The organism is Staphylococcus sp. GW821-FHT11H10 (assembly GCF_058807855.1).
On the sequence record NZ_JBXARC010000009.1, the window covers coordinates 1 to 14,384 of the forward strand.

The 14,384-nt window shown below is 30.9% G+C and carries 16 protein-coding genes and 2 pseudogenes; 8 read left to right on the forward strand and 10 right to left on the reverse strand.

What is annotated here, in order from left to right; genetic code table 11:
• Positions 1 to 84: 84 nt before the first annotated feature.
• The 5 genes from AC1RRU_RS06345 to AC1RRU_RS06365 all read right to left on the reverse strand — a co-directional run bounded on the left by AC1RRU_RS06345 (position 85) and on the right by AC1RRU_RS06365 (position 4,307).
• On the reverse strand, positions 85 to 582 hold the full coding sequence (locus AC1RRU_RS06345) for a DUF805 domain-containing protein (RefSeq protein ID WP_037538116.1): 498 nt from the start codon (positions 580 to 582) through the stop codon (positions 85 to 87).
• A gap of 65 nt (positions 583 to 647) precedes the next feature.
• Positions 648 to 1,412 (reverse strand): MerR family transcriptional regulator, encoded by a 765-nt coding sequence (locus AC1RRU_RS06350; protein WP_037538118.1) that lies wholly within the window; start codon positions 1,410 to 1,412, stop codon positions 648 to 650.
• An 88-nt stretch (positions 1,413 to 1,500) separates the two neighbouring features.
• Positions 1,501 to 2,148 (reverse strand): endonuclease III domain-containing protein, encoded by a 648-nt coding sequence (locus tag AC1RRU_RS06355; RefSeq protein ID WP_037548196.1) that lies wholly within the window; start codon positions 2,146 to 2,148, stop codon positions 1,501 to 1,503.
• A gap of 84 nt (positions 2,149 to 2,232) precedes the next feature.
• On the reverse strand, positions 2,233 to 3,894 hold the full coding sequence (gene argS, locus AC1RRU_RS06360) for an arginine--tRNA ligase (protein ID WP_037538121.1): 1,662 nt from the start codon (positions 3,892 to 3,894) through the stop codon (positions 2,233 to 2,235).
• Complete coding sequence (locus AC1RRU_RS06365; protein WP_037538123.1) at positions 3,891 to 4,307, reverse strand: YwiB family protein; 417 nt, start codon at positions 4,305 to 4,307, stop codon at positions 3,891 to 3,893. Before AC1RRU_RS06365 ends, argS begins: the two co-directional genes overlap by 4 nt.
• A gap of 290 nt (positions 4,308 to 4,597) precedes the next feature.
• Between AC1RRU_RS06365 and AC1RRU_RS06370 the strand changes: the two genes are divergently transcribed.
• The gene (locus AC1RRU_RS06370; RefSeq protein WP_107109960.1) at positions 4,598 to 4,693 is read left to right on the forward strand and encodes a type I toxin-antitoxin system Fst family toxin; all 96 of its coding nucleotides are present in this window, start codon (positions 4,598 to 4,600) and stop codon (positions 4,691 to 4,693) included.
• A 270-nt stretch (positions 4,694 to 4,963) separates the two neighbouring features.
• A pseudogene (locus AC1RRU_RS06375) lies at positions 4,964 to 5,081 on the forward strand (helix-turn-helix transcriptional regulator); the annotation flags it as partial.
• A 41-nt stretch (positions 5,082 to 5,122) separates the two neighbouring features.
• On the opposite strand, the pseudogene AC1RRU_RS06380 reads toward AC1RRU_RS06375, so the two are convergent.
• Together AC1RRU_RS06380 and AC1RRU_RS06385 are read right to left on the reverse strand one after the other, a co-directional pair.
• A pseudogene (locus tag AC1RRU_RS06380) lies at positions 5,123 to 5,476 on the reverse strand (DDE-type integrase/transposase/recombinase); the annotation flags it as partial.
• A gap of 148 nt (positions 5,477 to 5,624) precedes the next feature.
• Positions 5,625 to 6,290 carry a DUF5079 family protein gene (locus tag AC1RRU_RS06385; protein WP_016930877.1) on the reverse strand — a complete coding sequence of 222 codons (666 nt, stop codon included), beginning with the start codon at positions 6,288 to 6,290 and terminating at the stop codon, positions 5,625 to 5,627.
• A 134-nt stretch (positions 6,291 to 6,424) separates the two neighbouring features.
• Here AC1RRU_RS06385 and lqo point away from each other — a divergent pair, with 134 nt between their 5' ends.
• From lqo to AC1RRU_RS06400, 3 genes are all read left to right on the forward strand, one after another.
• The gene (lqo, locus tag AC1RRU_RS06390; protein WP_493196473.1) at positions 6,425 to 7,924 is read left to right on the forward strand and encodes an L-lactate dehydrogenase (quinone); all 1,500 of its coding nucleotides are present in this window, start codon (positions 6,425 to 6,427) and stop codon (positions 7,922 to 7,924) included.
• Positions 7,925 to 7,949: 25 nt separating this feature from the next.
• Entirely contained in the window at positions 7,950 to 8,060 is a 111-nt protein-coding gene (locus AC1RRU_RS06395; protein ID WP_071561274.1) for an SE2200 family small protein, read from the forward strand.
• A gap of 279 nt (positions 8,061 to 8,339) precedes the next feature.
• Positions 8,340 to 8,441: a type I toxin-antitoxin system Fst family toxin gene (locus tag AC1RRU_RS06400; protein ID WP_016930874.1), complete on the forward strand. Its 102-nt coding sequence runs from the start codon at positions 8,340 to 8,342 to the stop codon at positions 8,439 to 8,441.
• 288 nt (positions 8,442 to 8,729) lie between these two features.
• Here the strand turns inward: AC1RRU_RS06400 and AC1RRU_RS06405 are convergent, their stop codons facing one another.
• Positions 8,730 to 9,551, reverse strand: a complete 822-nt coding sequence (locus tag AC1RRU_RS06405; RefSeq protein ID WP_016930873.1) for a LysR family transcriptional regulator — start codon at positions 9,549 to 9,551, stop codon at positions 8,730 to 8,732.
• 124 nt (positions 9,552 to 9,675) lie between these two features.
• Here AC1RRU_RS06405 and AC1RRU_RS06410 point away from each other — a divergent pair, with 124 nt between their 5' ends.
• Together AC1RRU_RS06410 and AC1RRU_RS06415 are read left to right on the forward strand one after the other, a co-directional pair.
• Positions 9,676 to 10,671, forward strand: coding sequence for a YeiH family protein (locus tag AC1RRU_RS06410; protein WP_016930872.1), 996 nt, complete (start codon positions 9,676 to 9,678; stop codon positions 10,669 to 10,671).
• Positions 10,672 to 10,945: 274 nt separating this feature from the next.
• Positions 10,946 to 11,557 (forward strand): recombinase family protein, encoded by a 612-nt coding sequence (locus AC1RRU_RS06415; RefSeq protein ID WP_000635275.1) that lies wholly within the window; start codon positions 10,946 to 10,948, stop codon positions 11,555 to 11,557.
• 149 nt (positions 11,558 to 11,706) lie between these two features.
• Here AC1RRU_RS06415 and AC1RRU_RS06420 read toward each other — a convergent pair whose 3' ends face one another.
• Both AC1RRU_RS06420 and AC1RRU_RS06425 read right to left on the reverse strand, forming a co-directional pair.
• On the reverse strand, positions 11,707 to 12,564 hold the full coding sequence (locus AC1RRU_RS06420; RefSeq protein ID WP_002501998.1) for a YitT family protein: 858 nt from the start codon (positions 12,562 to 12,564) through the stop codon (positions 11,707 to 11,709).
• Positions 12,565 to 12,812: 248 nt separating this feature from the next.
• The gene (locus tag AC1RRU_RS06425; protein WP_016930871.1) at positions 12,813 to 13,892 is read right to left on the reverse strand and encodes a gamma-glutamyltransferase; all 1,080 of its coding nucleotides are present in this window, start codon (positions 13,890 to 13,892) and stop codon (positions 12,813 to 12,815) included.
• Here AC1RRU_RS06425 and AC1RRU_RS06430 point away from each other — a divergent pair.
• Entirely contained in the window at positions 13,864 to 14,286 is a 423-nt protein-coding gene (locus AC1RRU_RS06430; RefSeq protein WP_002499214.1) for a VOC family protein, read from the forward strand. The two genes, AC1RRU_RS06425 and AC1RRU_RS06430, sit on opposite strands and share 29 nt — an antisense overlap.
• Positions 14,287 to 14,384: the final 98 nt, after the last annotated feature.

Below are 14,384 nucleotides of genomic sequence, written 5' to 3' on the forward strand. Positions count from 1 at the left end.
TTGCGCCTTTTTTCTATTCAAAAACATAAAAATTGGACTGATGAATTTTGTCATCAGTCCAATTTATTATAGAACCTCTTAACATTACGTTGCCTTGGGATTAGTTCCATACTCATTTGTACCTTTTTCACTATCTGTAACACAATAAATCAATGCGAAAATAGATACAATTAATAATACGATCGAAATAACTAACACAACTACCGTTGCAATCATTAACGATACGTCAGAATAAAAACCACTCAAATACACATTAGATATTGTTTCTATTAATACAATTAATCCTCGTAACAGCATCGATATTAACATAATTAACGGAATTAACATTGTGCGCCCAACATCATGAAATCGACGTACTGACATAGTAAATGTACCTATTACAATGATGACATCAATCGTTTCATACACAATGTTAAAAAACGTATCTCCACCGCCAAACACCCATTTAAGTAAGTCTGCAAGTAAACTTAATAATACAAGTACGATGATATTAGCTAATGTTGCAAACCAATAATGTCGTCTACGAGTTCGACCTTGTACATTGAAATAATTTTTCCAGAATAGCTGATACGACTCAATCATTATAGCGTCTCCTTTGAATATGATTCACTATAATCATTACACAATAAAGGATTAAAGAAAATACTTTATTTAATATAAGCTCGAATCGCTCTTGCAATATATTCATTTAAATAATCATTACGATTTTTATTTATATTTTTAGCAAAACGTTCATCACTTTCGTAAGTGAGTGCCATATATTCTAAGAATTGATTGTCCGCATTTGGTACTTGTCGTTGTAATATCTTTTTTAACGTTTCGATATTTTGATACGTAAATGCGTCATCCGCTGAATAGCCATCTTCCAATAGTTGATTCATCTCATTAAAAAATTGATTGAATTGTTCATTAGTATGATCATCATTATCTTGCTTCTCAGAATCACTAAATTGAGTTCTATTATCTTGATATGACTGATAGTAATCCGTGTCACCATATTTTAGCGCCGCTTCTTTATCATATTGTTCATTCACATCAAATTGATTAAATTTGTCCATATTAATCTCCTCATTTCTATGATTAATTAGATGATGATTGAGGTAATCAATGATTTGATTCAGGTGATTTCGTTGATGAATAATTTGAGCATAATTTTCTTCTAATATTACATTTTTATCATTAATACTTTGCTGAAAATAGTCTTGAATGTTCTCAAGCGATAAATTGAGTTGTCTAAGAAATAAAATTGTTTGTAATTTTGATATATCTTGAGAATGATAATAACGATACCCGTTATCATCAATATAACTAGGCACAAGTAAACCAATCTCATGATAATAACGTAAAGTTCTTGTACTAACCGACGTCACTTTGCTCACTTCATTAGGTGTAAAATAGTCATGATTTATCATTATTTTATTCTCCACTTTACTTTATTTTTAATATCATTAATACCTCATTCATCTATTTAGGAGTGTAGACTATGACGTAACGTTAAAGTCAATCATTCTTATTAAAATAATCTTCTAAAAATGTGTATTTTTGAGTCCCATTTCCATTAAAATAGTTTTTCCCAAAATTATCTAATAAGGCATGAAACTCGTTAGCATCTTGATTCGTAAAATGAGGAGGCAATGAAATTTGCTTTTTAAATTTATCATAACTTTCTGTATGGGCGTAACCTAACTTACTATACAAACGTCTCGTATAACTATCAGGAATAAACTCGATACCTTTAAAGATATAGACGAGTAAAACATCGGCTGTTTCGCTACCGATGCCACGAATTTTTAGTAATTCTCTTCTTAGATTATCTCCATAATGTTGATCAATATTTTCATAATCAAAATTAAATTGATTTAACCACTGAAACAAAGCATGAATGGCTTTCCCTTTATTCCTATAAAAGCCGCTGGAACGGATCGTTTCTTGTAGTTCAGTTAATGGCAACGATAAAATTTTTTGAGGATTAAAGTTTGTTTTTTCTTTTAACCGAAGTAAAGCCATGTCTGCATTTTTCCAATTCGTATTTTGGACTAATATAGCACCGAGCATCATTTCTTCCGGGCTCTCAGCGGGCCACCAATGTTGCTGTCCCATATGCTCTAATAAAGTTTCGTAAAGTTCTTCTGTCGTAAGCGTTGGCATACTCTCACTCCAATCTTTACATAATAATACCCTCACAAATCGAAATTTATGAGGGTGTTATCAAAATTTATATAATTCTCTTGATTACATAGATTCAGGTGCAGAGACACCAACCAGTGCTAATGCATTGTGTAACGTAATTCTTACTGCATCTACTAAAGCTATATGAGCTTTCGTCTTTTCTGCATCATCTGTTAATACTTTTTCAGCATTATAGAATTTGTGGAATGCAGAAGCTAAATCTTGAATATAGTTTGTTAAACGATGTGGTGCGCGACTTTCTGCTGCACTTTCAATAGTTGGTTCAAATTCAGCAATCTTCTTCAATAAGTCGATTGCTTTTTCATTTGTAATCGTTGAAAAGTCAGCATCAGCAGTAACTTCAACACCTTGTTCTTTCGCTTGTTTTAAGATTGAGCAAATACGTGCATGCGCATATTGAGCATAGTAAATTGGATTGTCTTGTGACTTTTCTTTGGCAAGTTCCAAATCAAAGTCGAAATGAGAATCAGGACTACGCATTGTTAAGAAATAACGTGCAGCATCAATGCCTACTTCATCCATAATTTCACGTAAAGTAATTGCATTACCTGTACGTTTACTCATCTTCACTTCGACTCCATCTTGCATTAAACGAACCATTTGCATGATTTGAATTTCAAGACGATCACTATCCACACCAAATGTTTCAAGACTAGCTTTCAAACGATTAATATAACCATGATGATCGGCACCCATTAAATCGATTAGGATATCATTACCACGATTAATTTTATTGTAATGATATGCTGTATCTGGCGTAAAGTATGTGTAAGTACCATCTTTCTTAATTAATACTCGGTCTTTATCATCTTTAAAGTCAGATGTACGTAGCCATGTCGCACCATCTGCTTCATACGTATAGCCTAGTTCATTCATTTTAGCTAATGTGTTATCAATGGCACCATTTTCATATAATGATGTTTCACTGAACCAGTTATCAAAGTGGACGTTGAAATCAGCTAAATCTTTTTTCAATTTATCCATTTCATAATCGACACCTAATTGTCTGAATGTTTTAAGACGTTCTTCATCAGAGTAGTCTTTCATTTCAGGGTGTTTATCAGCTAAATCTTTACCAATTTCGATGATATCTTTACCGTTATAACCATCAGCTGGCATTTCATGACTTGTATCACCAAGTGCCTCGAAGAAACGTGTTTCAATAGAACGTGCTAAGTTAGTAATTTGATTACCCGCGTCATTAATATAATATTCACGTGTTACATTATAACCTGAAGCAATTAAAATATTAGCTAATGAATCACCTACAGCAGCATTTCTAGCATGACCAATGTGCAAATCACCAGTTGGGTTAGCAGATACATATTCTAGTAAAATATTCGTGTTCTTAGATTCTTCTGCACAACCGAATTTGTCACCTTTATTGATAGCTTCTGGGATAACTGCAGTTAAATACTGATTATCTAAGTAGAAATTAATAAAACCAGGACCCGCGATATCTACTTGCTTCACGTTCGCTTTACTTGTGTCTAAGTTATCAACGATAGCTTGAGCAATTTCACGTGGATTACGTTTCGCAATTTTAGTTAATACCATTGCAATATTCGTTGAATAATCCCCGTTTTTAGTATCTTTTGGTATCTCTACTTTAATTTCGGGAATATCTTCAGCCAGATTAGCTTTTTCAATACTTGCTTTAATTTCTTCTATTAAAGTTGATTTTACTTTTTCAATAATATTCATTCGCTTATCTCCTTATAATTAATTTCATATTGATATGAGCCCATCTTTTCATCGTTCTGATGTAACTCGTATTGAATTTTTAATTTTCCACCATTTTCATTCACAAAATGCAGGATGCTACGTGTTTTAACAGTTAAAGGGATACGACCAGCTGGTATATCGTAAAGTGTAGTCGTATCATGACCTTCCACAAAGTGAAGATTCATATTAATATCGCCTTTGCGTATTAGTTTAACACCGCGTTCCTCAATTTTAATTGTTACATCAACGACTGCATCTTCAATTTGTTCTTGATATCGAATATAATCTGCGTTTTTCTTTTGCCATGAACCTTGAGCAGCAAATTCAAATTTTTGTTTTTCACCATTTTGTTTTAGAACTTGTTTCGTTTGAACGTCTATATTCTTATTCAACGTTTGCCTCACCTTAGCTTCTAAATAATACACCACATTATAGCATAAATTAGATAGTGCATGTAGGTGATACTTCTCAGTTTTAAAGTATTTAGGATATATATAAGTATCATCATCTATTTTGATAAATTTAGTAATAAAAAGAACAGTATATAGGTTAAATCTTGGAAAATATTACTATAAAATGACTTATTAGAAGTAAACTATCAGCGTGTATTTGGAGATGATATAATATACTAGTCGCCTATCTCTCAGGCGTCAATTTAGGCGTAGAGAGGAGGTGCTAATCTATGCTAGAAATCCTTGTTCACATCACGACCACAATCATCAGTGGTTGTATTATTGCGATATTCACGCATTGGCTACGTAATCGCAATAATAAATAGGCGACCATAGCCACACCTAAAAATCCCCTCACTACGGCAATAGTGAGGGGATTGGTGCATCTATGCTAGTTTCCTTGTTAACTAAATTATAACACTGGTGAGTGGAGAAATGCAAAATGATTTCACACGATGACTCAACTAATTAGAAGAAACATATTAAACAACGGTAGAAATTGAGATGTGCGATATATTCGATACTAGATAAACAACATATTTTAAAATTGTAGTTTCTTTTTTAGGTAACATCATTCTCACATATCAATATTATTAGAAACTATTAATGTAATAGAAAACAATATATGATCCTACATTGACATTAGCATTTAATTTGGCAAGACTATTTGGTACCACTGTGGATGAATTTTTTTCGGTTCTGTTGCATAGTTAGAAAAATATAGCTAATTACCATTTTATCATGTCGTTGTTCCCTTAACTGGCTAACATATGCCTAATTTCATGGCATGGCGAAAATCCGTAAATCTGAAGAGACCTGCGGTTCTTTTTATATAGAGCGCAAATACATTCAATACCTTTTAAAGTATTCTTTGCCGTATTGATACTTTGATATCTTGTCTTTCTTACTTTAATATGACGGTGATCTTGCTCAATGAGATTATTCAGATATTTCGATGTACAATGACAGTCAGGTTTAAGTTTAAAAGCTTTAATGGCTTTAGCCATTACGACCTTCGTTGAAGGTGTCTGATCTGTAATTACCTTTTGAGGTTTACCAAATTGTTTAATGAGACGTTTGATAAATACATATGCTGAATGGTTCTGTTGCAAAGTTAAAATTATATGTAAATCTATACAAAACTATAAAAGCAAATATTGTTTTAACAGTAAAGAGTTTTGTTAGTATTAATTATTTTTCGTTTTTCAGTATAAATATTACATGATTTTTAACTTTGCAACAGAACCACTAATTCTATTATAATTTCAGCCCATCTTCACTAATGTCATAATTTAACAGACCTAAGTAAAAGTATGTTCGTCCAATAAGCAAGTGGCTACAAAATAACATTATCATTCCCATCCAAATCGTTTGATTTTCTTCAGAATCAACAGGAAGAATTAATGATACATACAACAATAGTCCAAATGATAATAAAATAGTTAAAATTCCAATCACTCTAATAAAGCTACCGTTTTGGATACCAAACATCTCAAATTCACCTAGACAAAATAAAAATAGACCTATAGCAGAGACTATTATGAGCCCACAAATTAACAACCAATATGTAAAAGTATCGTCTCTAGAATCTGCAAAATAAAAAGCATAAGCAGAACTAATTAAAAATGGAATGTTGTATCCTGAAAGTAAATTGATACTCATATATATTGCAACTCTGAACTTATAATTTTTTCGATTATAGTTCTTAAAAATATACTCGCGTTCTTGTAAATAAAGAATTAGCCGTAATAATAATGATACTATTAAATATATTTTCATATATAATGGCATATTACCTTTTATACCTGGGCCTGAATATATAAAATAGTAAAATGCAAAAATAATGAAATTCACTAATGATAATCCTATTAAATGTGAATGTTGAATTGATTCTATTGATTTTTTTTGTAAATTTACCTCCATAATATCCACCTTCCTTTTATCAATATAATATGTATCTATTCCATAAAAGAATAGTTCCTATTAAAAATAAGTATTTTAATTTCTGTATGTTTTGTATTATCCTGATATTTGTACTTAAAAGAAGGGAGTCAATTATGAATACAAAAGAGTCAAAAACAGTTGTTGTTATTGGCGCTGGTGTTTTAAGCACAACTTTTAGTTCTATGCTTAAAGAGTTAGAACCAAGTTGGCATATAAAACTATATGAACGTCTAAATCGTCCTGGTATCGAAAGTTCAAATGAGCGTCATAATGCTGGAACTGGTCATGCTGCTTTATGTGAATTGAACTATACAGTGAAACAACCTGATGGATCAATTGATATAGAAAAAGCAAAAGAAATTAATGAACAGTTTGAGATTTCAAAACAATTTTGGGGTCATTTAGTTAAAAATAATAGTATTTCTAACCCTAAAGAATTTATTCAACCATTACCTCACATTAGTTTTGTTAGAGGTAAAAATAACGTTCAATTCTTAAAGGATCGTTATCATGCTATGAAGGATTTCCCAATGTTCGACAATATTGAATATACAGAAGATATTGAAGAGATGAGAAAATGGATTCCATTAATGATGGAGGGTCATAGCTCAAGTGATATTATGGCTGCTAGTAAGATTAACGAAGGTACAGACGTTAACTTTGGAGAGCTTACTCGTAAAATGGCTAAAAATATTGAACAACATCCTAATGCCAATGTCCAATATAATCATGAAGTAATAGACTTTAACCATCGAAAAGATGGTAAATGGGAAGTTAAAGTGCGTCAACGTAACAGCGGTGATGTTCAAACTGAACTTGCTGATTATGTATTTATTGGTGCTGGTGGTGGTGCTATTCCACTATTACAAAAAACTGGAATTCCAGAAAGTAAACATTTGGGCGGATTCCCTATTACAGGACAATTTTTAATTTGTACTAACCCAGACATTATAGCCCAACACGATGCCAAAGTTTACGGTAAAGAACCACCTGGCACACCACCTATGACAGTACCTCACTTGGATACTCGATATATTGATGGTGAACGTACATTATTATTTGGTCCATTCGCTAGTGTGGGTCCTAAGTTCTTAAAAAATGGTTCTAATCTTGATTTATTTAAATCAATCAAACCATATAATATTACAACATTGTTATCTGCTGCTGCTAAAAACCTACCTTTAATCAAATATTCATTTGATCAAATATTAATGACTAAAGAAGGTTGTATGAATCATTTACGTACATTTTATCCAGAAGCACGTGATGAAGATTGGCAGTTATACACTGCAGGCAAACGTGTACAAGTGATTAAAGATACTCCCGAATATGGTAAAGGATTTATTCAGTTTGGTACAGAAGTTGTTAATTCTGAAGATCATTCGGTAATAGCTTTATTAGGAGAGTCTCCAGGAGCATCAACTTCAGTATCTGTAGCTTTAGAAGTACTTGAGAAAAACTTCCCTGAATATGAATCTGAATGGACACCTAAAATACAAAAAATGATTCCATCTTATGGTAAATCACTCATTAATGATACTGCGTTAATGAAAAAAATCCGTCAACAGACATCAAAAGATTTAGAATTAAATTACTATCAAAACAATAAGTAGACTACAATACAATGCTAAAAAAGGAATGTTAAGCGTGAAAAAATTATTAATAGTAACAATTATTAGTACTATTGGTTTTTGTGCACTCAAACGTTACCAAAAACATGTAAACCAAGCACCAAACATAGAATATTAGAGTCAAAATATTTATAAAAATTATTACGTATATTAGTTTTATAAAACCAAATTCAATTTTTAGTGATATTAAAAAGAGGTCTCATATATGAGATCTCTTTTTTCATTGATAGAGTTTTTGGATTCTGTAAGTATAGTACTATAAGAAATCAAGCAGTTTTAAAACACTACGTAAGATGACTTATCAGAAGTTATATGTAACTCACCCATTACGGATGATACAATATAAAGGTCGCCTATCTCTCAGGCGTCAATCTAGACGTAGAGAGGAGGTGTAATTATGCTTGATAACTTTGTTCACATCATGACCACAGCAGCGAGTGGTTGTATCGTCGCATTATTTGCGCATTGGCTACGCAATCGCAACAATAAGAAAAAATAGGCGACTATAGTCACGCCTAAAAATCCCCTCACTACTTCCGATAGTGAGGGGATTGGTGTATTATGCTTAATAACTTTGTTAAGTAGATTATAACACTGGTTAGTAGAGGAATGCAAAGTGATATGTATGATATTAGTTACAATGCGTCATTCTAATATTTTTGACGCTAATTGCCAATAATTTAAAGGATAAGTTATGAATGTTATATATTGAGAGTTTATCCTTTTTTAAATAGATTGTCATTAGAACATGCATTAAATTTAGAATAAATAATACAAAGATCAAAATTCATGAAATCAAATTTTTGATAACTTCATTAAGCTTCGTATCAATATACTTATTTTTATGTATGACTAAATAGAAATAGCGTGTAATGTCTAAGTTTGTTACTTCTAGCTTTTCTAAATCATAAGGTGTTAATGTCGATTTAGAAACAATAGAAAAGCCTTTATCAGCATGAACCATATTTTTAATTAGATTTGTGTTATTAATTTCTACTAAATAAGAGGATGAAGTCATTTGTGATAACGCATTTTCTTGATAGACTCTTGTACCTGATCCGCGTTCTCTGATAAAGCATATTGATTTATTTGAAGATGATGATTTTTTACGAATTAATACTATTTCATCTTGAGCAATACGTCTACTGTGTATAATATTACTTTGAACCTCTTTTTCGATTATACCTAAATCGATAGTGTTATTCTTAATATATTGTAATACTGTATCAGAATTATTTAAATACACATGAATGTATAATTCAGGATATTTTTTGGCTAAATCAGTAAGATGTTGTGACAATCGATATTCTCCATAAGTGTAACTGCTCCCTACCGTCACATCTCCCGAAATTGTATCAGGTTGCATTTTCAAATCGTGTCTTAAGGTTTGTTCTAAACGCTCACGTTGTAAAGCATATTGAAATAGTTTCTCCCCATCACATGTTAAAGACATTTTAGAATGTCTAAATTCGAAAATTTTTACATCGTATTCCAGTTCTAATCGTTTAATATCGCGACTTATTGATGGCTGTGAAGTATATAAATTTTCTGCAGCTTTAGTAAAACTTTGCGTTTTAACTACTTCAGTTAGAACTTTTAATGAATCCATTAACTAGGTCTCCTGACATTTGAACACCTCTATTATAACAAAAATGTTATGAGTAATATACTAAATATTTATTTCACGTTATAACTATGCGATGCTAAGCTTTTGATAAAGGAGGAGTTAAAAAGTGAAATCCTTAAAAAGCAAAGCCTTTATTTATGGTTTATTATTCACATTTATCATCGCAGTTATAAGTTTGTTAGGCTCAAAGTTACCATTTTTAGATAAGATAGGTGCTTTAACAATTGCTATACTGATTGCGATTCTATATAGACATTTTAAGGGTTACCCTGAAGCATATCGCTCAGGAATCGTATTTTCGTCTAAACGGTTACTGAAATTAGCTATTATATTATATGGATTAAAGCTAAATATTTATGATGTAATTGGAAAAGGTAGCGATTTGTTATTAATCGATATTGGAGTCATCCTTTTTAGTATCGGATTAATGTTATTACTAAATAAATATATTAAAGGAGATAAAAGCCTCATCCTATTACTAGGTATTGGCACTGGGGTGTGTGGTGCGGCAGCTATTGCAGCAGTATCTCCAATATTAAAATCTAGAGAAAAAGATTCTGCGATTAGTATTGGTATTGTCGCACTTATTGGCACTATATTTTCGCTTGCATATACTGTAATATATTCTGTTTTTACAATATCTCCTGAAGTATTTGGGGTCTGGTCAGGTACAAGTTTACATGAAATTGCACATGTAATTCTTGCTTCGGGCTTCTCAGGCCAAGAGGCTTTGAGTATGGGACTGTTAGGAAAACTGGGGCGTGTTTTTTTATTAATACCTCTGAGTATTATTTTAATTTTAATTATGAGAAAAAAATCGCATAGTGAGACTGAAAAAAAACGTATTGATGTACCTTACTTTTTACTTGGTTTTGTCATGATGGCACTATTCCATACTTATGTATCCTTGCCACACATGGTTATGCAAATTATAGATAATATCACTACTATATGCTTATTGATGGCAATGGTTGCATTAGGGTTAAATGTTTCATTTAAAGACTTAAAAGATCGTGCTTTCAAACCATTAATAGTTGTCATTATTGTATCTATTTGTTTATCAACTGTGACATTTATTGTTGCTAAGTGTTTTTATAGTTAGACTATAAGTATACTAAAAAATTGATATAGATTCTCACAAACAAACACAACACATTGAAGGCATTCCATATACTACGGCTAAAAAAGATCAGCCTTTTTCTTACTAGGCCTATTCTTCTTTATTTCTATTAACTATGAAACAATATACTAAATTGAAGAAGTAGATACTTCTTAATATAATTTAGGGTACACCCTAATCATACAAAATGAATTGTTGAAATTACAGCAATTAAAATGTATGATTAGGGTGTATATTAATTATGAGGTGAAACTAAATGATTGTGGGCTATGCGCGGGTATCATCAGTAGATCAAAATTTAGAAAGACAACTTGAAAATTTAAAAACATTTGGTGCTGAAAAAATTTTTACAGAAAAACAATCAGGTCAATCTATAGAAAACAGACCCGTCTTTCAAGAAGCATTGAACTTTGTGAGAATGGGAGATCGTTTTGTCGTGGAATCAATTGATCGTTTAGGTCGTAATTATGATGAAGTCATTAATACCGTTAATTATCTTAAAGAGAAAGAAGTACAATTGATGATTACCAGTCTACCAATGATGAATGAAGTCATTGGTAATCCATTATTAGATAAATTTATGAAAGATTTAATTATACAGATATTAGCAATGGTTTCAGAACAAGAAAGAAATGAAAGTAAACGTCGACAAGCTCAAGGGATTCAAGTTGCGAAAGAGAAAGGCGTATATAAAGGACGACCTTTATTATATTCTCCCAATGCGAAAGATCCTCAAAAACGTGTTATCTATCATCGTGTTGTAGAAATGTTAGAGGAAGGCAAAGCGATTAGTAAAATTGCGAAAGAAGTGAATATTACAAGACAAACTGTTTATAGAATTAAACACGATAACGATGATTTGTTTTAATAAACGGTTTTTCAATGCAAATGAGAGCTTCTCACAGCGTCTGAAAACTTATGGTGATCAATTATTCTGAGATTTTAATATTAAAACAAGAAAAGAGAGAACCAATAAAAAGCTACCTAATAACTGGTAGCTTTTTATTTATCGTAATTTTAATATATATCTGATTTTTTCATATTTCCAGCCTTAACTTCTGTTGTATCATATATTGCGATAAATGCGTCTGGGTCTACATCATTTATAATTTCTTTAAGTTTTTGTTCTTCGAGTTTATTAATAACACAAGAAATTTCTACAAATGAATTATTTTCTTCATCAATAGTCACTTTTGTAAATGTGCAATACCTTCCCAGTCTTTCTTTAATTTCTTTATTCATAATGTCATAATCTTTTGTAATAATTTTAAACGTTTTCGAACCACTTAGTCCTTCTTCAATAATATGTATAACTTTTGAAGCAATAAAATATGCGAGCGCTGATAAAATGGCACCTTTAAAGCCAAAAACAGTAGAAACAAGTATAAATACGAATGTATTGAGAAATAAAATTAAATCACTTGTTCCGAAAGGTAACTTTCTAGATAATAAAACGGCTAACATATCTATACCATCTAATGCCCCACCATTTCTAAGGGCAAGACCCATGCCTAATCCAATAACAACTCCACCAACTACAGTAATAAGTAGTGAATCACCTTCAATAATTGTTGGTACATGATGCATAATCGAAGTGAATATAGATAATGATAAGATACCTATTATTGAAAATATAGCAAACTTACGTCCGATTTGTTTATAACCTAACCATATAAATGGTAAATTGATTATTCCTATTAATATTCCTAAAGGTAAACCAAACAAAGTGGAACCTACAATACTAATCCCTGTGACTCCTCCGTCAGAAACGTTATTTGGGATTAATATAGATTCCAAACCATATGCTGTAATAAGTGCCCCAATTATAATAAGTAAAATCCTGCCGAATGATATAATCACCATTTTTTTTGTCATTTTTGAACTCCTATTTTTATTATTAAAAAGTCTTCACCTATATTATAACTTGTTTTATCAATTTAATGAAATTGGTGTTAATGATTGATATCATATTTTTTTAAACAAAATTCTAAAAAAGATAATTTAATGTTTAATCAGCGTCTAATACTCAAAGTAAATAAATGAAAAATTTCCCAAGGCATTTACAAATATATTAAAATACACCAATCTCTAAAATTTTGAAGATTGGTGTATTTTAAATCAGTTTATCTGGTTCCTACATCATTTGCAATTTCAGTTTTTTTATTTTTAATATGATAAATACCTGCTTGAACACTTCCAAAATTAGGATTATCTTTTTCTTCTTTAATATTGTAACCTTGATTTTGAAGTATATCTAAATACTTTTTATTCATCCCTTTTTCAAAATGTACTGTATTACCATCATTATAAAATCTAGGTTTATATATACTATCTTGCAACGATCCATTACCTCTAAGGTAATCAATAATTACTTCATTAAGAATAGTTGGTATTTTATTTCCACCAGGGCTACCAATTCCCATATAGTAGTCTGGTCCAACTATAATTGTTGGAGATATATATGACCTTGGCACAGTATTTTTAGCATGATAATTGTTACTATCTTTATTATCAGAGAAGTTCGTCATGGAATTATTCATATAGAATCCTTCATCCATATATTTACCAGACCCAAAGTATCCTGATAGTGTATTTGTCGTACTCGTCATTTGACCTTGTTTGTCAACGACTACAAAGTGTAAAGTACTCGTTTTCTTAACACTATTATCGCTAATAGAGTCAGATGTATTTTGATTGTTATATTTATTACTTATATACATATTTGAAAGGTATTCTTGAGAGAAGTTCGTTTTAGCATTAACGATATCTCTATTACTGTACATTAAATCTCTTCCTGATAAAACACTATTTAAGTATTGTTCATCACTTTGACCATTATTAAGCATCTCATCTAATTTTAAACCTTGTAGCATTAATCCGCCACCTAAGGGATTAGATGATGAATAAACATGGGTATTTAAATACTTTGTTTCACTTGGTTTTTTCTGTTTTGATTTATAATTATTAAAATCAGTTTTATCAATCTGGCCGTTTAATTCTGTAGTTAGATGCTTTGCAAGTTTATCGTAAAAGTAATTAGGCCCATTATTTTTAATGCCTTTTAATGTTTTAGTAAGTTGTGGCTGCTTTACAATATCTCCATTTTTAACAGTATTACCATCTCCTTTGAAAAAAGGAGATGATTTATCAATACCTTTGCTATATTTTTTTACTTTGCAACAGAACCCATATTTTTTAATCACTAATAATGCAGAAAAATTAAGAATACGCTTAGAAGAATTATTTAATGCAAATACAGTTTATATACAAAGAATAAAAGATAGACCATTAGAAGCGCGTAAAGATGTTGATGAAAGAGATTTAGAAAAAATTGATCAATGTGTTATTTTATTTGGTGATGTGAAATTAATGATTGCAGATGATACTGAAGGACTTCCAATTACTAAAGGAAATAATGTTTCTTTGTGTGTGACATTCGAAAATGTCGAAGACACAAAGAGAATTTATGATAAATTCGTTGAATTAGGCTCTGAAATTTTATTACCTTTTGCTCCGAAATTTTACACGGAAGGTTACGGATATGTTAAAGATGAATTCGGAATTGCTTATCATCTCTTTACCAAAAGAAAAAATTAAAAAAAGAGCATATATCATATGCTCTTTTTTTAATCATAATTTACATAATCGGTGATTATCAGAAGTTATGGCATAAAATAAGAGGGTTCTGTTGCAAA

What these genes read in the sequence shown, in the direction of transcription:
- AC1RRU_RS06345 (WP_037538116.1), bottom strand. Translation starts at nt 582, where the DNA reads ATGATTGAGTCGTATCAGCTATTCTGGAAAAATTATTTCAATGTACAA.
- AC1RRU_RS06370 (WP_107109960.1), top strand. Translation starts at nt 4,598, where the DNA reads ATGCTAGAAATCCTTGTTCACATCACGACCACAATCATCAGTGGTTGT.
- AC1RRU_RS06415 (WP_000635275.1), top strand. Translation starts at nt 10,946, where the DNA reads ATGATTGTGGGCTATGCGCGGGTATCATCAGTAGATCAAAATTTAGAA.
- argS (WP_037538121.1), bottom strand. Translation starts at nt 3,894, where the DNA reads ATGAATATTATTGAAAAAGTAAAATCAACTTTAATAGAAGAAATTAAA.
- AC1RRU_RS06350 (WP_037538118.1), bottom strand. Translation starts at nt 1,412, where the DNA reads ATGATAAATCATGACTATTTTACACCTAATGAAGTGAGCAAAGTGACG.
- AC1RRU_RS06385 (WP_016930877.1), bottom strand. Translation starts at nt 6,290, where the DNA reads ATGGAGGTAAATTTACAAAAAAAATCAATAGAATCAATTCAACATTCA.
- lqo (WP_493196473.1), top strand. Translation starts at nt 6,425, where the DNA reads ATGAATACAAAAGAGTCAAAAACAGTTGTTGTTATTGGCGCTGGTGTT.
- AC1RRU_RS06400 (WP_016930874.1), top strand. Translation starts at nt 8,340, where the DNA reads ATGCTTGATAACTTTGTTCACATCATGACCACAGCAGCGAGTGGTTGT.
- AC1RRU_RS06405 (WP_016930873.1), bottom strand. Translation starts at nt 9,551, where the DNA reads ATGGATTCATTAAAAGTTCTAACTGAAGTAGTTAAAACGCAAAGTTTT.
- AC1RRU_RS06395 (WP_071561274.1), top strand. Translation starts at nt 7,950, where the DNA reads ATGTTAAGCGTGAAAAAATTATTAATAGTAACAATTATTAGTACTATT.
- AC1RRU_RS06420 (WP_002501998.1), bottom strand. Translation starts at nt 12,564, where the DNA reads ATGACAAAAAAAATGGTGATTATATCATTCGGCAGGATTTTACTTATT.
- AC1RRU_RS06355 (WP_037548196.1), bottom strand. Translation starts at nt 2,148, where the DNA reads ATGCCAACGCTTACGACAGAAGAACTTTACGAAACTTTATTAGAGCAT.